The sequence below is a fragment of the Mastigocoleus testarum BC008 genome, from assembly GCF_001456025.1.
Lineage (GTDB): Bacteria > Cyanobacteriota > Cyanobacteriia > Cyanobacteriales > Nostocaceae > Mastigocoleus > Mastigocoleus testarum.
In genome coordinates this window covers 65,735-84,844 of the sequence record NZ_LMTZ01000013.1, presented here as the reverse complement: position 1 = coordinate 84,844, position 19,110 = coordinate 65,735, and the positions used below count along the sequence as shown (strand labels likewise).

General features: G+C 38.6%; 13 protein-coding genes and 1 tRNA gene. 9 read left to right on the top strand and 5 right to left on the bottom strand.

Translation table 11 applies throughout. The features are described from left to right. The first annotated feature begins 139 nt into the window (after nt 1-139). The 3 genes from BC008_RS03645 to BC008_RS03635 all read left to right on the top strand — a co-directional run bounded on the left by BC008_RS03645 (nt 140) and on the right by BC008_RS03635 (nt 5,119). Complete coding sequence (locus BC008_RS03645; RefSeq protein ID WP_027842564.1) at nt 140-3,655, top strand: response regulator; 3,516 nt, start codon at nt 140-142, stop codon at nt 3,653-3,655. 69 nt (nt 3,656-3,724) lie between these two features. Beyond that, entirely contained in the window at nt 3,725-5,008 is a 1,284-nt protein-coding gene (locus BC008_RS03640; protein WP_027842563.1) for a hypothetical protein, read from the top strand. Between the two features lie 40 nt (nt 5,009-5,048). Continuing rightward, a tRNA-Gly gene (locus BC008_RS03635) sits at nt 5,049-5,119 on the top strand. 213 nt (nt 5,120-5,332) lie between these two features. Here the strand turns inward: BC008_RS03635 and pstB are convergent. The 4 genes from pstB to pstS form a co-directional block, all read right to left on the bottom strand. Beyond that, nucleotides 5,333-6,148 carry a phosphate ABC transporter ATP-binding protein PstB gene (gene pstB, locus BC008_RS03630; RefSeq protein ID WP_027842562.1) on the bottom strand — a complete coding sequence of 272 codons (816 nt, stop codon included), beginning with the start codon at nt 6,146-6,148 and terminating at the stop codon, nt 5,333-5,335. 97 nt (nt 6,149-6,245) lie between these two features. Further along, entirely contained in the window at nt 6,246-7,142 is an 897-nt protein-coding gene (gene pstA, locus BC008_RS03625) for a phosphate ABC transporter permease PstA (protein ID WP_027842561.1), read from the bottom strand. Between the two features lie 20 nt (nt 7,143-7,162). Next, complete coding sequence (gene pstC / locus BC008_RS03620) at nt 7,163-8,125, bottom strand: phosphate ABC transporter permease subunit PstC (protein WP_027842560.1); 963 nt, start codon at nt 8,123-8,125, stop codon at nt 7,163-7,165. 215 nt (nt 8,126-8,340) lie between these two features. Further along, entirely contained in the window at nt 8,341-9,513 is a 1,173-nt protein-coding gene (gene pstS, locus BC008_RS03615) for a phosphate ABC transporter substrate-binding protein PstS (RefSeq protein WP_027842559.1), read from the bottom strand. A 1,039-nt stretch (nt 9,514-10,552) separates the two neighbouring features. Here pstS and BC008_RS03610 point away from each other — a divergent pair. Both BC008_RS03610 and lspA read left to right on the top strand, forming a co-directional pair. Then, the gene (locus BC008_RS03610; RefSeq protein WP_027842558.1) at nt 10,553-11,140 is read left to right on the top strand and encodes a biotin transporter BioY; all 588 of its coding nucleotides are present in this window, start codon (nt 10,553-10,555) and stop codon (nt 11,138-11,140) included. A gap of 228 nt (nt 11,141-11,368) precedes the next feature. Further along, nucleotides 11,369-11,848 carry a signal peptidase II gene (gene lspA, locus BC008_RS03605; RefSeq protein WP_027842557.1) on the top strand — a complete coding sequence of 160 codons (480 nt, stop codon included), beginning with the start codon at nt 11,369-11,371 and terminating at the stop codon, nt 11,846-11,848. Nucleotides 11,849-12,325: 477 nt separating this feature from the next. Here lspA and BC008_RS50280 read toward each other — a convergent pair whose 3' ends face one another. After that, nucleotides 12,326-13,030, bottom strand: a complete 705-nt coding sequence (locus BC008_RS50280) for a hypothetical protein (RefSeq protein WP_058183147.1) — start codon at nt 13,028-13,030, stop codon at nt 12,326-12,328. A 439-nt stretch (nt 13,031-13,469) separates the two neighbouring features. Here BC008_RS50280 and BC008_RS03595 point away from each other — a divergent pair, with 439 nt between their 5' ends. The 4 genes from BC008_RS03595 (at nt 13,470) to BC008_RS03580 (ending at nt 19,028) form a co-directional block, all read left to right on the top strand. Further along, nucleotides 13,470-15,737 carry a transglycosylase domain-containing protein gene (locus BC008_RS03595; protein ID WP_027842556.1) on the top strand — a complete coding sequence of 756 codons (2,268 nt, stop codon included), beginning with the start codon at nt 13,470-13,472 and terminating at the stop codon, nt 15,735-15,737. A gap of 173 nt (nt 15,738-15,910) precedes the next feature. Next, a complete protein-coding gene (locus BC008_RS03590) occupies nt 15,911-16,318 on the top strand; it encodes a QcrA and Rieske domain-containing protein (protein ID WP_027842555.1) in 408 nt (135 codons plus the stop codon). Nucleotides 16,319-16,784: 466 nt separating this feature from the next. Then, entirely contained in the window at nt 16,785-17,096 is a 312-nt protein-coding gene (locus BC008_RS03585; RefSeq protein ID WP_058183145.1) for a hypothetical protein, read from the top strand. A 204-nt stretch (nt 17,097-17,300) separates the two neighbouring features. Beyond that, nucleotides 17,301-19,028, top strand: a complete 1,728-nt coding sequence (locus BC008_RS03580) for a succinate dehydrogenase/fumarate reductase flavoprotein subunit (protein ID WP_027842554.1) — start codon at nt 17,301-17,303, stop codon at nt 19,026-19,028. Nucleotides 19,029-19,110 lie beyond the last annotated feature (82 nt).

Below are 19,110 nucleotides of genomic sequence, written 5' to 3'. Positions count from 1 at the left end.
TTATTATTTTATTTTATTTAGCAGTCATGTAGGCTTTGAGTCTTACTGGTCGAATGATCTGCTTCCGCCCAATTAAGAGGTATGTATAGCTGATGAGATTATTGTTTATCCGACTGCCATTGCAGCAGGAAAGCGGTGCATGAGTTCCCAAGTAAACAAAAAGTCGAAAATTTTGGTCGTTGATGACGAACCTGATAACCTAGATCTGCTTTACCGCACGTTCTATCGCGAATATAAGGTGTTGAGAGCAGATTCTGGTCCAGATGCTCTTGATTTGTTGGCAAAAGAAGAAGACGTTGCGGTGATTATTTCCGATCAACGGATGCCAATGATGAGCGGTACTGAGTTTTTGAGCTTAACAGCAACTCAATATCCCGATATAATGCGGATCATTTTGACCGGTTATACAGATGTAGAAGATCTAGTAGAAGCAATCAATTCTGGTAAGGTATTTAAATATGTTACTAAACCATGGGAAGCTGAAGAATTAAAGGCGGTGGTACGCCAGGCTCTTGATACCCATAACGTTCTTAAAGCTCGTACCCGTGAAATCTCTCGTAGCCTGCGTCAACAATATTTACTCAACACCGTAACTGGAACTATTCGCAGCACCTTAGATTATCGACAAATTTTGCAAACAATTGTTGATAGTGTAGGAGATATGCTAGAAGCAGATGTTTGTTTGTTGCGACCATTCTTGAATGGAGAGTTAGCAGATGAAAAATTCATTTATCAAAATCCCTCTCTTGCAGTCAAACAGAATAGCAATGAACTGCAATCGCTAGAAACAAGCAGTAATGAAATAGGTTCATCATCTTCGTTGACAGATTCTTGTTTGGCAGAAACTGTATGGGAAACTAGAGAAGTATTGGCAATCCCAGATGTTACGGCAGATTCTGTAATACAGGCAGAGACTGCGCAGTCACAAGAGCGCATGCGTGCATTTAACGTTTCTGGAATCCGCTCTAGTTTGATAGTGCCACTCATTTGCCGTCAAGAATTGATGGCAATGTTGGCATTACATCAATGTCAAAAATCTCGGATTTGGGAAGAAGATGAAGTTGACTTAGTAAATATGGTCGCAGATCAGGCAGCTTTAGCCTTATCACAAGCCTATGCTTACGAACGCGCCCACGCTCTTGCCAAAAGAGAAGCGTTAACCAACACCATTACAAGCGCTATTCGATCCAGTTTGGACCCCGAAGATATTTTTGCCGCTATTACCGAGCAATTAGGGCAAGCATTACAAGTAAATGCTTGTGTGCTTTCTCTGTGGACTGATTCGGATGAGTTTACGGAATGTGTAGGTTATTATCAAAGCTTGGACCCGATTCCTAACTCTTCTGTCAACCCTATCGATCAAACAAACGAACGGCGTAATTCTAATTCCAAGGAATTACTGCAGTTACAAATACCCATTGAAGGTCATCCGATATTACAGGAAATGTTGAGAACGCAACAACCAGTAATAATTAGGGATACCAAAGCATGGATACACCAATTACAGGTATTTGAGTTACGTGAGGGAATAGCAGCAAAATCCCTAGTGGTTGTACCGTTGTTGGCAGATGGTGAAAGTATTGGCAGTATTACGCTACATGAGTACAATCAAACCCGTAAGTGGTTACCTTCAGAAATTGAGTTAGCAAAAACGGTCGCTGCACAGGCTGCAATTGCAGTACAGCAGTCACGTCTTTATCAAAAAACTCGGGAACAGGCTGAACGTCTGTTGGAATTAGATAAACAAAAAACTGAATTTTTTCAAAATATCTCCCATGAGTTTCGTACTCCGATTACTTTAATTCAAGGACCTTTAGAGTCAGCGGTAACTTCACAACAAGGTTTATCAACATCTCAAAGCAAAATTGCTTTACGAAATTCGCGGCGTCTGCTCAGGCTTGTCAATCAATTATTAGATTTACAACGCTTGGATGCAGGTAGGATGCAACCAAAATTTCATCCTTGCGATTTAGTAGAATTTGTTCATCAAATTGTTGAATCATTTCGTCCATACTGTGAGAGAAAGGGACTGAAATTAGTTACAGAATTTGAGGCATGCCCCAATATATACTTAGATATAGAAAAATTTGATAAGGTCGTTTACAATCTCCTTTCCAATGCGATGAAGTTTACTCCCGAAGGTGGAACTATCGCTATTAGAGTTAGACATAACCCTAACAATTGCATTCTGCAAGTGCAAGATACTGGAATAGGGATCAAGCAAGAACAAATTGCTCATTTATTTGAGCGCTTCCGTCAAGCAGAGGGTTCAGAAAATCGTTCCTATGAAGGAACTGGTTTAGGCTTGGCGTTGGTTAAAGAATTAGTGGAGGTGCATGGAGGTCGAGTTACTGTTCAGTCAGAATATCGGGTCGGAACCATATTTACAGTTTCATTGCTTCCTGGTAATCAGCACTTAAATCCCGAACAAGTACAACAGACTTTAGCAGAAATAAATCCTAGCCGTGCAAATGTTGAATTAGCAGATTTAGATTTATTGGAATCTCAAGAGCAAGAAAGAGAAAATCAGTTAAGAATAGAAGATGAAAGTAATTCTTCACTTTTACCAACATCGCCACTAATTTTGGTTGTTGATGACAATCCAGATTTGCGAGCTTATGTTTCTGAAATACTACGTGACAATGGCTATAGGGTAAAAACTGCACGTAATGGCTCCGAAGGTTTTGAGCAAGCAAAAGCAATTACACCCAACTTAATTGTTACCGATTTAATGATGCCGATTGTTACCGGGTTGGAAATGATCCAAATGATTCGCAGCGAGGAGAATTTGAAGGGTATTCCAATTGTTTTACTGACTGCAAAAGCTGATGAAGATAGTCGGGTAGAAGGTGCAGAAAGGGGAGCAGACGCTTATTTAGCAAAACCCTTTAACGATCGCGAATTATTAGCAGAGGTACGAAATCTTTTAGCTTTAAAAGAAAACGAACAGCGAGTAGTGGAGCTAAATACTTATTTGACCCAATCGGTACTGAACCGTTTTCTACCCCCCATACTGGTTAACAGAGCTGCAACAGGCGATTTAGTTTTAGATCTGCGACCAGAACCCCGCCTCATTACAGTTTTATTTAGCGATATAGTAGGTTTTACACAGCTAGCAAACACCCTTAGATCGCGAAGAGTTGCAGAATTGCTCAATCAATATTTAGAAGCAATGACCAAAGCTGTGTTCGATAACGGTGGTACGGTGGACAAATTTATGGGAGATGCCATATTAGCTTTGTTTGGTGCACCAGAAGAACTCACACCAAACGAACAAGTTCGTCGTGCTATTAACACGGGTCGAGCAATGATGCGATCGCTTGCAGAATTAAACCAACAATGGTCAGAGCAAGGTTTATTTGAAACAGATGGACGTAATGGTTTGCAATTCCGTTGTGGTATTCATCAAGGGACTGCTGTTGTGGGAATGTTTGGTAGTTCAGAACGTGCAGATTATACTGCGATTGGTCCGAGCGTAAATATTGCTGCAAGGTTACAACAAGCAGCAAAACCTGGTACGATACTCGTCTCTGCTGCTGTCGCTGACTATTTAAAGGACGAAGAGATAACAAAAGGTAGCTCTTTAGGTCTAAAAGGTGTTGATGAGACGGTTTTAACTTTTATTATCAACCCTGAAGTTGTGGCAAATCGCTAATATAAGATAAGCAAATTAATTATTATAAATAAGTAATAGCACTGACGGTAGACGGAAGTGTAGTTTTTTATGACACAGTCTATTAGCGATAAAATCTCGACTTTGACTAAAAATCAACAAAAGTATGCAGATCCACCAGGTTTGTGGATAATCTTATTTTTTAGCTCTGTTGTTTTGCATTTACTTGCTTTCTGGCTGCTAGCTCAATATAAGTTTAGTTCTGATGCGGCGGGAAGTTCTTCCTCTGTAGTTCCAGTTGAACTAATAAGAATTTCTTCGGAGAAAAAATCTCCTGTGAAACTAAATTTAAAGCCAAAGCCTAAACTTAAATCTGAATCACAAACAAAAATAAATTCAAAGCCATCTTCACAAGTAAGCAGATCTCAGAAATTAAATTCAGCACCTCCATCACAGAAAACAAAAACTGATTTAGAAAATCAAGACTCCAGCGGAGTTGGTGTTATTAGACAGCAAGAACTCGCTAAGCAAAAACTTCAACAGCAAATAGCTGAGCAGAAACTTGAAGAAAAACTTCTGCAACAAAAGCTTGCTCAACAAAAACTTCAGGAACAAATTGCTGAACAAAAACGCCAGGAAGAGCTTATACAACAAAAAATCGAGCAAGAAAAGCTTGCTCAACAGAAGCTTCAGGAAAAAATCGCCGAACAAAAACGCCAGGAAGAGCTTCTAAAACAAAAACTTGCGCAACAAGAGCGTCAACAGCAAATAGCTGAACAAAAACCAAAAAATGAATTTTCAGACCCTCAAACAGATACTTCCGAGCAAGACAGCAAGAATCAAATCTCCAGTGACAAAACTACCGAAAACAGTAGTTCGGAAACTGAAGACCTACCCGACCCAAAAAAAGCCAATAACCCTTCCGGAAACGATCTTAATAACGATTTAAAGGGAAGTACAGGAGAGCAGGAAGACTTAAAAAATCCATTTCCAAATACCGGGTCAGATATTACAACGGATGGGGGAAAACCTCTACCTGAATCTAATATTGGAGGATTTGTCGCAACTTGGGAAATTGATCGCACTGCTTTGAAAAAAGATATACAAGATAAAGCCGCCGATATAACAACTAGGAGAAAAGAATTTGACCTTAAAGGTATAAATTCTCTGTCGTTATCGACTGAAAATATTCTCGAGCCAACTGAATTTGAAGCAGTGATATTTATTAATCAAGATGGTAGTTTCAACAGTTTGTTAGCAAAACCACCTGAATACCAAGAATATGCAGAAAAAATTTTTCAAGATCGAGAATATGTCCCAGCTGAAAGCGGTGGTAGATCTCCCGAGTTAAGTCAAATTTTGGTAAAAGTAAAAATCATGCCTCGTCAACCTTGATTTTTACATATCGGCATGTTATTCTGTATAAGTCAAAAACGCGGGCGTAGTTTAGTGGTAAAACCATAGCCTTCCAAGCTATTGATGCGGGTTCGATTCCCGCCGCCCGCTTTTATTAGTCTGTAAGCTTTACTGTCGTAGAATGATGCTTGTACGTCTGTAATACAGATTAAAACTAGAATTAAATTAATGTCTTAGAAATATTATCGTTGATAAATAATAATTAAAACATCTTATCAATTAGAATAATTTGCTTACAAAAGTAAAAACTAGGGATAAATGATTCCCTAGACAGTTTTTTTTAACTGATTTTTCGGACTTTTTTTAACCAAATCTACCGCTGATATATTCTTGAGTCGCTTGTTGCTTGGGATTTTGGAAAATAGACTCTGTGTGATCGTATTCAACAAGATATCCAGTACGACCGCCTTCAGATGTATTAACGTTAAAGAAAGCTGTCATATCAGATACCCGGGAAGCCTGTTGCATGTTATGAGTCACAATTACAACAGTATATTGTTTCTTGAGTTGATGGATTAATTCTTCTACCTGTAGAGTGGATATTGGGTCTAACGCCGAGCAAGGCTCATCCATTAAAATTACATCGGGTTGAGTTGCAACAGCACGAGCAATACACAAACGTTGCTGCTGTCCTCCAGAAATAGATAAACCACTTTGGCGTAGCTTATCTTTGACTTCATCCCATAAAGCAGCTTGTCTTAAGGAACGTTCTACTAACTCATCCATGTCCCCCTTGTAACCATTAATTTTGGCTCCAAAAGCAATATTATCGTAAATAGATTTAGGGAAAGGGTTGGGTTTTTGGAATACCATTCCAATTCGACGTCTTACCTCTACAGGATCGATTTCAGGCGCATACAAATTTTCACCGTAATAATATATTTTGCCTTCTGCTCTAAATATTTCAATCAAATCGTTAAGGCGGTTGTAGCATCTGAGTAAAGTACTCTTACCACATCCAGAAGGTCCAATAAAAGCTGTAACTTGATTTTTGGGGATATCTAACCAAATATCCTTTAAAGCCAAGAACTTACCATAATAAACATTGACTCCCTCTGTTCGTAAAACAGTATCGAGACTAGTGTCAGCGCTATCGGCTTTGTGAAGGTCGGTAGTCATAGATAATATGCCATTATTCAAATGTAAATGAGAGTCCTTAAGTAGTGAGAATCTTGCAATTAAAAATTTTGCAACTTAGAATATCAAATCGGTTTACTTAATACTTTTTCTGTGCTGTTGCTAAACGAGCAATGATACTGGTTAGCAAAACTAATAACACTAAAATCAGAGAAGCAGCCCAAGCAAGTGACTGTTGGTTGGGATAGGGAGAAGTTGCGAATTTATAAACCAATACAGCTAAAGAGGCGATCGGTTGGTCGAAACCACTAAATGCAAATTGATTAAACTGAGCTGTAAAAATTACTGGTGCAGTTTCTCCTGCTGCACGAGCAACAGCTAAAGTCGTACCAGTGACAATAGCTGGTAAAGCAGATGGTAGTACTATCTGTGCAACCGTTTGAAATTTAGTACATCCCAAACCTACGGCTGCTTGTCGCAAATCGTTAGAGACTAACTGTAGTGCTTCGTCTGTGGTTCGGACGATAATTGGTAACATCAAAATTGACAACGCAACACCACCAGCAATGGGTGAAAAATTAACTATCCTCGTGGCGATCAAAATACCATATGCAAAAACACCAGCTATAATTGATGGTACGCCACTTAAAACATTTGCCGCAAAGCGCACCCAGCGAGCTATTTTCCCAGAACTAAATTCTGTAAGATAAATTGCTGCTAAAACTCCAAAAGGGACGCTAATTGCACTACCAATTCCCACTAATAAGAGTGTTCCAACAATAGCATTGCGAAAACCTCCGCCAGTTTGCTCGAGAGGAGTAGGTGGTAGTTCTGTAAAAACACCCCAGTTTAAACTGCCAAATCCTTTAATGAGTACATAGGAAAGTACCATTAACAATGGCAACAATGCTAATAAGCCGCATGTAAATGCGACAACGTTCATGAATGAATTGAACAAGGTTCGGGGAGAACTTGAAGAACGTTTCAAACTACCTTTGGCGAGTCCTTCAGGCTGTTCGGAAAAGCTAGAAGTCATAATTGAACATACCTCTGATGTTACAGTTTCTTCACCCGTAGGACTACTAATTCAGCTAAAACATTGACTATTAAAGTTAGGAAAAACAAAATCAAAGCTGCATACATTAAAGCTGCAATTTGAATACCATCAGCTTCTGCAAATTGATTTGCTAACAAAGAAGAAATTGTGTTAGCCGGAGCAAACAAAGAAGCTTCGATTTTATTGGAATTACCAATAATCATTGTTACAGCCATTGTTTCGCCCATTGCTCTACCTAGTGCCAACATTACAGCGCTGACAATACCAGAAAAAGCTGCGGGTACCAAAACTTTTAAAATTGTTTCCCAACGGGTTGCACCTAAACCAACTGCTGCTTCCCGTAAATTACGAGGTACGGAGATTAAAGCATCTCGAGAAATTGCAGTGATAATTGGCAAAGTCATAATTGCCAGAATTATCCCTGCTGGTAACATACCGGGACCTTCTAAGGTTCCTGAACTGGGAGTACCAAAAATCGGCAACCAGCCAAAGTACTGATTGATGGTTCCTGCAAGATCTCCTAGGAAAGGAATTAATACAAAAATTCCCCAAATACCGTATACAACACTAGGAATTGCCGCTAGTAATTCTACTAAAAAGACTAATACTGTTCTAATTGAGACCGGAAGCAAATTTTCACTCAATAGAATTGCAGTCCCAACGCCAATGGGTACAGCAATTAGGAGACCAATAAAAGAACTGACCAAAGTACCGTAAATTACAGGTAGTGCTCCATAGCTTTCTCTGACAGGATTCCAAGAACTTTGACTAATAAAATTAGCCCCGAACTCTTGAATTGCAGGTAAAGCTTGAACTGCAACCTGAACTGCAATTGTTAACAATACAGCTGCTACAGCCAGTGCAAAAACCCGTGTTAACGAAACAAAACCTTTATCAAGTGACTTATCCAACTTCGAACGGTGAGGAAGTGCCGAACGAACATCTTGGGGATTTGTAGTCATGGAAATATTTACCAATCAAAAATATTAACCCATATTGAATTATGGTTAAATACAGAGAAATGTGGGAGCGAACCACATAAACGTATTTAGTCAGCAGTTAATTGTGAATTATATTTGTTAATAAATGTTATCAATGATCGCGATTCACAATTCATCGTTTCGTTGTAATTAGACTTAACGCAAAGCGTAGGATGCCCATGCCACTTACTTACAGACTACTTACTTGCTTGAGAAGCGCCTACAGCAATTTTATAGTCAGGACTGATTGCATCAGCTGCTGCTGCAACTTTCTGAACGACATTTTCTGGTAAGGGAACGTAGCCCAATTCTTTGCTCACCTTCTGACCTTCAGTTAAGCCATATTCAATCATTGCTTCCATGGCTTTAGCCTTAGCTGGATTGTCATATTTCTTATAAGCCAAGATCCAACTGTAAGTCACAATAGGATAAGATTCTTTCCCTTCTGGATCTTCAATGAAAGCACGGAGATTTTCTGGCAAAGTTACAGCAGATAAAGTTTGAGATGCAGATTCATCTGTTGGTGTAACAAATTCTCCATCTTTGTTTTGCAAAGCGGCAAAAGTTACATTATTATTTTTCGCGTATCCATACTCGATGTAACCAATTGAACCCTCAGTCTGTTTGATCTGAGCAGTTACACCTTCGTTGCCTTTCCCACCAACTCCAACAGGCCATTCTACAGTTTTACCTGCACCCACTTTCTCTTTCCACTCTGGGCTTATAGCACTTAGATGCTTGGTAAATACTCCTGTAGTACCACTACCATCAGCACGGTGAATCACCGTAATATTTCTGTCTGGTAGATTTACTCCTGCATTATCTTTAGCAATTTTAGGATCGTTCCACTTATTGATTTTACCTAGAAGAATTTCAGTGTAAACTTCTCTGGATAATTTGAGTTCATTTACTCCAGGTAAGTTATAAGCAAGTACCACACTACCAGCAGTCATTGGTAGTAAAAGTACGCCTCTGCCTTGAGAAACCTTAGCAATTTCTTCATCCTTCATTGCGACGTCACTCGCACCAAAGTCAACGGTTTCTGCGGTAAATTGTCTTACACCAGCACCACTACCAACGGATTGGTATGTTACTTGTAAATCAGGATTTTTTTCGTTTAAACCTTTAAACCAGGTTTGATATAAAGGTGCTGGAAAAGATGCGCCAGCTCCATTAAGATTAACTTTTCCACCTAAATCTAATTTGTCGCCACTGGCTGTAGTATTAGTCGCATCACCGGTTGTTCCTTCGGCGTTTTCACCACCTTCGGGTTGTTGCCCACCACAGGCTGCTAAAGAAACTGTTAGTGCTAATACAGAAAGAGTCTTGAGAATTCTAGAAGTATTATTTACAGGGTTAGAAAAAAGCATGGAGGTGTTGTTACTAATTTTGCTGCTGAGCGATTATAATATACCGCGTCAGAGTAAAGGTAAGGTTAACAAAGTATAGATTTTCAACCACTAATAAAGTAGCAAAATTAAAGTTTAATTATCTTTGCTTAGTAGTTTTTTAGATACGTTAAATCATCAAAATTTATGTGTAAATAATACTGAGTAAAATTTAGTCTTAAATATATTTACTGATATACAAATAACTGTTAATTAGGTAGATATTTATAATTACCGAATATACTACTAGAAAAGGAACAAAATAAATGTCATTATTTTATTTTTTTTGATGAAGTTTTATTTCGTAATGCGGAGTTATAACCACGAATCTACGCTTAAGCCCTTGCGAATCAAAAATGATATCAAACATACTTATTTGAAAATTACTGGCTATAAGGCTGACAATATGACTCTTCAATACGAGCATTTCGCAGCCAATAGAAGCAAAATCAAGTATGCTTTTGCCAATCAGTTAACAGCGTAGGTATTACTAATTCAACAATCATTAAGATTTAAAAATCATTGGAGTAAGCAGTAGCATAAAAGTACTCAATCCAATAAATGACTAAAGTTAATGGCTATACTTGTCTCAAAACTTTTGTGGCACAGAGTACCAATAAATTAAAGAGTTAAGTCTTCCTATCGTTAATGTTGCTTGTTGCAGGGTAACAAACTAATTTTAGGGTCGCGATATGGAACTGAAATCTAATTTTGTGCTCTGTGAAGCTTATTAAATGTACTGAAGAACTAGCGAATAAAGCTCAATGAGGCTATGCTTAATATTGTTTGCGCTCGAAAAATAAGTTGTTGGCTATTGATAAAATAGTATTTTGTATTTGATATAAAGCCATCGAGGTAGAATTAATTGTCAATAGAAAAGTAAATATATCTCTTTTTTCTTGTTATCTATTTATTTTATCTTGTAGCGAATCTTTCACAATTGTAATTTTCTGAGTAAAAGTTTTATCATTATTTTTACCCAGATTTAAAATCTAAAACTCTGATTAATCTATATTAACGAATGTTGGCTGCATCCAATCAATTACTATGGTCTATGATTGGCTTACTGCTAACTATGGGTGGAACTTTTTTAGAAGCATATTTTACCACCCTGCCTTTTGGTTGGAGTAAGCAAGGAATTCAGACTTTTTCTTTAGGTGTTACTTATCAGATCGGCGCAGTTTTGCTCGTCGGTTGCTTGGGTGGAAAGAATGCTGGAGCACTTTCCCAAATTGCTTATTTAGTGATGGGCTTAACTTTATTACCTGTTTTTGCTGAAGGTGGGGGTATTGGCTATGTTAAGCTAGCACACTTTGGTTATTTGCTTGGTTTTATTCCCGGAGCTTGGTTATGTGGCTTAATCGCTTTCAAAGCCAGACCAAAATTGGAAACTTTAGCATTTAGTTGTCTAATTGGCTTGTTTACCGTACACATCTGCGGTATTAGTTATTTGTTTATTAGCTATTTTTTTCAGTTTAAAGGTACAGAGGCTTTGAGTTTAACACAAGCAATCCTAAGATATTCCTGGTTCGCACTTCCGGGACAATTAGTAGTAGTATGCGCTGTGACAGTACTTGCATACGTTCTGCGACACCTAATGTTTTATTAAGAATATTATTAATTAATTGTTTTCTTCCATTACTCGATCATGGTTTTAGGATTACTGCTGTGAAGATGAGTCTGGAACTAAAACCTGAATCCTATAACCTTCTTGAGATTTTCTGCTTCCCTTTACTTTCCCTGATTTATTTATTAAATTTCCTTTCTTGTAAGGTTTAAAATCCGTATTACTACCTGAAATTCTGAAGTTCCAGTAACGAGCACCAAATCATTTATTATGAGTTTTAAAAATCGCTTTTTTTGGATTGCTGCCTTATTTATGCTTGTTTTGGATCAATTAAGCAAATTTTGGGTTCAACAAAACTTTACTTTGAAACAGACACAAGCGCTGATAACAGGTGTATTTCATTTTACCTATGTACATAATTATGGTGCAGCGTGGAGCTTATTTAGCGGACATGTGTCTTGGTTGCGCTGGCTTTCCTTAATTGTTAGCTTAGGATTAATTGCTTTTGCAATATTTGGTCCAACTTTAAATCGTTGGGAGCAATTGGGTTATGGCTTTATATTGGGAGGTGCTGTAGGTAATGGTATTGATAGGTTTATGTTGGGCTATGTAATCGATTTCTTACACTTTAAGTTGATCGATTTTCCTGTTTTTAATATCGCTGATGTATCTATTAATATTGGTCTTGCTTGCTTGTTGATTAGTTATTTTCAACAAAAACCCAACAGTAGTCAGCACAAACTTAGGTAATGAGCTTGATTTTATATTTTTCTTCTAGTTTTAGTTTTACTGTTTTAGCTTTTGAAAGATTGCTTTAATAATTTACAATTAGCCAAATAAATAAATAAATAAATTATATTTAACTAATGAACTAATTAATTAATTAATTAATTAAACACCAAAATATAAGAGAAAAGAATATCAGATATCGAAAGCCAGGAATATGGCTAGAAAAGCCAAAACCCTACAGACAAAAAGTATTATAGCGCCTAACGTATTCCAAGACTTTATTTTATTGCATATAAAGGGCGAGCTATTTAGCTCGCCCTAAAATATCTCAAATATTTTTGTTATCCAAATTAAAGTTAATTATTTGGGAAAAACCGTAATTTGGTATCAGAACACCTTATGGGAAAGAACTTAAGAGTGTTAATCTTTGGAAATTGGAATTTATCTCAATCTTCAACGGAACTCATGTGCTCTATAAGATTAATCTTAAGACACAGACTAAAATCCGCTTTGACCATCTGAATTTTGATCTGGGGTCGCAGGACTATCTGAATTTTGATCTGGGGTCGCAGGAGTATTTAAATTTGATGGGTCATCATTTGAACCGCTTCCTGGTGTTTGCATGTTATCTGGAGCAGAACTATCAGGAACTTTAATTTCCTGCTGCTGATTCATGTTTTGATTTTGGATTCTTTCCTGCTGATTTGTATCTTGCTGAATTATATCGCCAGATTGGTCGGAATCTGGTGTAGCTGCATCTGGTGTGCTGTCAGGTGTGGGATTAATATTTGTTGGATCCGGAGTTGTTGCATCTGGAGCTGTAGTACCAGGTACGGGAGTAACAGGATTAATGTTTGTTGGATCCGGAGTTGTTGCATCCGGAACTGTTACGTCCGGAGTTGTTGGATCCGGAGTTGTTACATCCGGAGTGGTTGGATCCGGAGTTGTAGTATCTGTTGTGTCTGTAGTGTCTGCCGGTACAGTGATTTTTTCGGTGTCAGTATCGCTTGTGGTTGCTTGAGTTCCTTCACAACGGCTATTCCATGGAGTTTTCTCACATAAAATCTCCATACCTTCTGGACTGATGTTGATATCTTCTGCGCTGGGAGCCTTGGATTCTCCCTCTGCTCGTACTACTGCTACATTACCTACTAATGCTAGGGTCAAAACAGTCCCGAAAAGGGTAAATAATTTTCCCTTCATAGTAAAATTAGCCTCCTCAACATAATACTCCGCTCATTAAATCAGACTATAACATTTAGAAAATCTTCCCATATGGGGATGTATATTTCTACAAGATAGTGTTCCTCTATGTAAATTGAGTCACAATTTTATCATGACTTCAGCGATCGCGACCTTGCAAAAATATCGAACTTCGAGTTAAATCTTCCTGAATGAGGGTATACAAACTATAATTATCTGACAATCTGAACCCAATGACAGCATTATTCATGACAACACAATGTAGTAAAAAACACAACTAAAAAAATTGGTAGAGATTGTATTGTTATGTTTATCGTAATTGGAAACTATTCCGTAGAGCCGATGTCTCCGACGGCTGATTAGTAGAATGGTGGAATAACCAGCATCGTAAATTGCAGTTCGCCCGATTCTTCAGTAATAACCCTGGTGTGAATAGTCGATGAGTTCCTCCCAACCCCCACAAAAACCAAAAACCTTCCTTGGTCAAATGACTCAAGCAGTACAGACATTTCAAGCGAGGGTTGATTTTTCTAAACTGGCACTCAAGCCAAATGCTAGAGTGCCGGAATTATTAGTGCAAGATACCGGGACGGATAAGGCAGAGGTATACCCGCTACTGGGCGATCGGTATGTACTAGGTCGCAGTTCTAAGTCCTGCGATATCATTGTACGCAATCCAGTTGTCAGCCAAATTCATCTGTCCCTGTCGCGGGATTCAACACAACGCAAGCCCGCGTTCATTATCAAGGATGAAGGCTCAACTAATGGAATTTATCGTGGCAAGCGCCGTGTTAATTCCTTAGAACTGCGACATGGAGATGTCCTTACCCTGGGACCACCAGAATTAGCAGCTTCTGTGCGACTCCAGTATATCGATCCACCACCTTTACTGTTTAAGGCTGTAACTTTTGCCGGTTATGGGGTTGTTGGTGTCACAACTTTAGTTGCATTGGTAATTGGTATTGAGTGGTTAAAATTTCCTGTGCGACCTTTACCGGGAGCCACAAGGGCACCTGTAATTATCTATGCTGGTGATGGGGAAACTCCTTTACGTAGACCCAACAGTATTAAACATGTAGATAAAAAGAAAATCTCTGATTTTGGGCCATATTTAGCTAATGCAGTAATAGCCTCAGAAGATAGCCGTTATTATTGGCATTTTGGAGTAGATCCTTTAGGAGTAACCAGAGCGGTACTAATTAACACCCGCAGTGGCGATGTCCAACAGGGAGCGAGTACAGTTACCCAGCAAGTAGCACGCAGTTTGTTCCGCGATTATGTTGGAAGGCAAGATTCTCTAGGAAGAAAATTACGAGAAGCGATCGTTTCCTTAAAATTAGAAACTTTTTATAGCAAAGATAAAATTTTACTAACTTATTTAAACAGAGTTTATCTGGGTGTTGATACTTACGGTTTTGAGGATGCTTCTAATTATTATTTTGGAAAATCGGCTAAAGAACTAACTCTTGCAGAAGCTGCGACTTTAGTTGCAATTTTACCAGCACCTAACGGGTTTAACTTTTGCGGTAGCGCTAGGAGTAAACAATCAATTATTGGCTATCGTAACCGTGTAATTAAACGGATGCTAAGCCAGGGTAAAATTAGAGAACAAGAAGCAAATCGCGCGCGCCGTTCGGCAATTGAAATCGATCCTAAAGTTTGTGAGAGACAAGCAGGAACGATCGCGCCTTATTTCTACACCTATGTCTTTCAAGAATTAGAATCTATTTTGGGACGAGAACTCGCCACAGAAGGAAATTTAATTATCGAAACCCAATTAGATCCAAAAATCCAAAAACAAGCAGAAACTGAATTAAAAAATCATGTGAGTAATGCTGGCTCAAGATTTCGCTTTTCCCAAGGAGCAATAGTAACTCTTGATTCAAGTACTGGTGGAATTTTGGCAATGGTGGGGGGTACCGATTTCAAAACCAGTCAGTTTAATCGTGCTTTTCAAGCAAAACGACAGCCCGGTTCAACCTTTAAAGTTTTTGCTTATACTGCTGCACTGGAACAAGGTATTTCTTTAGGAAGAAATTATTCTTGTACCTCTTTAGTGTGGCGGGGTTTTAGGTATAAACCCTGTCGAACGAGTAGCACTGGTAGTTTAGATGTTGCAACTGGTCTTGCTCTTTCAGAAAACCCAATAGCCTTACGTTTAGCACAGGACGTAGGACTTGATAATGTAGTAGAAAATGCTCAGCGTTTGGGGGTAAAATCCAAGCTCGATCCAGTTCCTGGATTAGTTTTGGGTCAAAGTGTTGTTAATGTCTTGGAAATGACCGGGTCTTTTGCGGCTATTGGCAATCAAGGCTTGTGGAATCGCCCCCATGCCATTAGTAGAATATTAGACAGCAGCGATTGTCCGGATAACAACCCAAAAAATTGTCGGGTTATTTACTCCTTCGATCAGGATCGGGAAGCAAACAGAAGAGTTCTTAAAACTAGTATTGCTAATAGAATGACCGGGTTGCTACAGCAGGTGGTTACCAGAGGTACCGGTCGTGGAGCACAGATTGGATTAAGAGCCGCAGGTAAAACTGGAACCACTGATAGAAATGTTGACTTGTGGTTTATCGGCTTTGTCCCCAGTCGAAGGATTGCAACTGGTATTTGGTTGGGAAATGACAATAATTCTCCCACACGAGGTAGTAGTGCCCAAGCTGCGCAACTTTGGGGAAGTTATATGGGCAAAATTTTACGCTGAAAATCAATTTTATTAATCAGAAATACCAGTAATTCCAAAAAATTTTTTACAGCCAAAATCACGCAATTTTAGTATTTTTTTGTAAATTAGCATAATCCCGTTTTACCCATCCCTATAGAATTTTAGTGTTAAATAAATAACTAAGAAATCCTAGGGTTAAACAACGGAATACGATGAATAGACGTGATTTTATTTCTTGGGTTGGCGTAGGTGCGTTAGCAAGTTTTTTACCGGTGACGATTGCTGCTTGTTCCTCTCGCCGTGTGATCAAAGATTGGCAAAAAGTAGGTAGTAAAGCCAATTTAGATGCTAACAAACAATTACTTCAGGAAGGGGCTGCTTTTGGTAAAGTTTTGTTAGTACAAATATCCAATACAGATAATCCCGTAGCTGTCGATCCTACTTGTCCCCATGCTGGTTGTGCGGTGGATTGGAACAGCGATCGTCAGAAATTTGTTTGTCCTTGTCATCAATCAGAATTTACTGCTGACGGTCAAGTAACAAGAGCACCAGCAAGAGTACCTCTGACAATTTATGCGACCAAAATCGAAGGTGACGACATCTTTGTTAAATCAGTTTAGGTTCAAATCAATTTGGGTGCTTTTATATCTTCCACGTTTAGTAGTTGTTCTGTGTTTGTTTCTAACTTTTTTAGGAATGAGTGTGGAAAATTTCAGAATTAGAGAGGTGTCCAAAATATTTTCTAAAATTATTCTTTAAAATTAACAACGTATTTTTTACTAAGATTTATTAAGTAAATATTATTTAATTATTTAATTACAAAAATATCAAATTGAGAGTAGTAAAATACCTTGATAATTTTATTGACGCTAATTATTTTGTTTGCTAAAGCTTAATTAAATTATTAATTTTTATCACAAATTTCCATGAATCCGATTTTAGAACTGTCAATAATTGCCTTGAATTAAGAGCTTGGCTAAGAGTTTATTAAGTGATATTACAATTGATGCAAAAATATTGAGAAATTGTCTGAAATAAAAACCAGGCTCTAAGGTAGAACTTAAGGAAAGCGACGAGACAAATCCCATGAATAATATTCAAAAATATCGTTTTGTCTGTACCCTAACTTTTGGCGATATTTATGGTCAGATAGTTGTTTGGTTAATTACGGTTACTTTGAGTTTGGCATCAGCCCTAGCTTTAATGGGTGCTAGACGTCCTGTATATGCTCTAGCCACAGTAGGTTTAGTTGTCTTGCTATCATTACCATTTTTGCTATTTGCCTTCGTAACCACCTTATTAAATCACGTAGAATTATCTGCTATAGATACTGAAAGTAGTATGGACAAAATACCCAGTGGTATTTCAGGACAAAGACCCGTACAAGCGAATAGTTAAATCAATAATTTGTTGGAAATAAAAATAACGAATTTACATACTTAAGTTATTCGCGGGTAGACTATAAACCAATACCTAATGTAACTATATTTCCCTGTGTGAAGCAGGGAATTTTTGTGTGTTTGAGTTGAGAATTTGATAATTTTTATTGATTAGTAAGTACATAAAAATAAAAATTGCAATCTAGGATATCAGGGACTAATTATGCTTGAATTTGATGTAATTATTGTTGGGGGTGGATTGGCTGGGTCTCGTGCTGCGGTTGAAATTGCCAAGACCGATCCTAGTTTGAAAATTGCAGTTGTAGCTAAAACTCACCCGATTCGTTCCCATTCTGTTGCAGCACAGGGGGGTATTGCTGCTTCGTTAAAAAATGTTGATGAGCAAGATAGCTGGAAAGCTCATGCTTTTGATACAGTTAAGGGTTCTGACTATTTAGCAGATCAAGATGCAGTAGAAATTCTCACTCAGGAAGCACCTGATGTTGTGATCGATTTGGAGCACATGGGAGTTTTATTTTCCCGTCTACCGGACGGACGTATAGCCCAACGTGCTTTTGGTGGACATTCCCACAATCGAACCTGTTACGCAGCAGATAAAACAGGTCATGCGATTCTTCATGAGTTAGTAAATAACCTACGGCGCTTCGGGGTAACAATTTTAGATGAATGGTATGTAATGCGCTTAATTTTGACTGAAGGTCAAGCAAAAGGCGTGGTAGCGTACCGAATTCTCGATGGACATTTAGAGGTAATTCGGGCTAAAGCTGTAATGTTTGCCACTGGGGGTTATGGTCGAGTTTTTAATACTACTTCCAATGATTATGCTTCCACTGGTGATGGCTTGGCAATGACGGCTTTGGCGGGATTACCTCTAGAAGATATGGAGTTCGTCCAATTTCATCCCACTGGTTTATATCCTGTAGGTGTACTCATTTCCGAAGCCGTAAGGGGGGAAGGGGCTTATTTGATTAATTCGGAAGGAGAAAGATTTATGACAAATTATGCTCCTTCTCGCATGGAACTAGCGCCGCGAGATATCACCTCTCGAGCAATCACCTGTGAAATTAATGCAGGACGGGGAATTAATTCTGATGGTAGTGCTGGTGGTTCCTTTGTGCACCTGGACTTACGACATATGGGTAAAGAGAAAATCATGAGTCGCGTTCCCTTTTGCTGGGAAGAAGCACACCGTCTGGTGGGAGTTGATGCGGTAATAGAGCCAATTCCGGTACGTCCAACCATTCATTATTGTATGGGTGGAATTCCTGTTAATACTGATGGGAAAGTCCGTGGTAGTGCTGATACCTTAGTAGAAGGATTTTTTGCTGCGGGGGAAAGTGCTTGCGTTTCAGTTCATGGAGCTAATCGCCTGGGTAGCAACTCTTTGTTAGAGTGTGTAGTCTATGGACGTAGAACCGGCGCTGCGATCGCTCAGTATGTCCAAAATCGTAAATTACCTACCATAGACGAGCAAGAATACCTCGAACAAGCAAAAGAGGAAATTCAAAGCTTGTTAAATCAGTCTGGAAAATATCGCATTGGAGAAATTCGTCAAGCTTTCCAAGATTGCATGACCCAATATTGTGGTGTTTTCCGTACAGAAGCATTAATGAGTAAGGGATTAGAAAAAATCCAAGAGCTACAGCAGCAGTGTGCAGAAATATACTTAGATGACAAAGGTAGTGGTTGGAATACAGAAATTATCGAAGCTCTGGAATTAAGAAGCTTGATGGTGGTAGGTAAAATGATAATGACATCAGCCTTGAATCGCCAGGAAAGCCGCGGGGCTCATTGTCGAGATGATTATCCTCAAAGAGATGATACTAAGTTTCTCCGCCATACGATGGCTTATTATTCAAGTGCTGATATTGATGTTCGGTATGCTCCTGTAAATATAAGTATGTTTCAACCCAAGGAACGAAAGTATTGATTGGAGATTGAGGATTGGAGATTGGAGATTGGAGATTAGGTAATTTGTTACCAAGAAAGGCAGAAGTACGACGGCAGAAGGC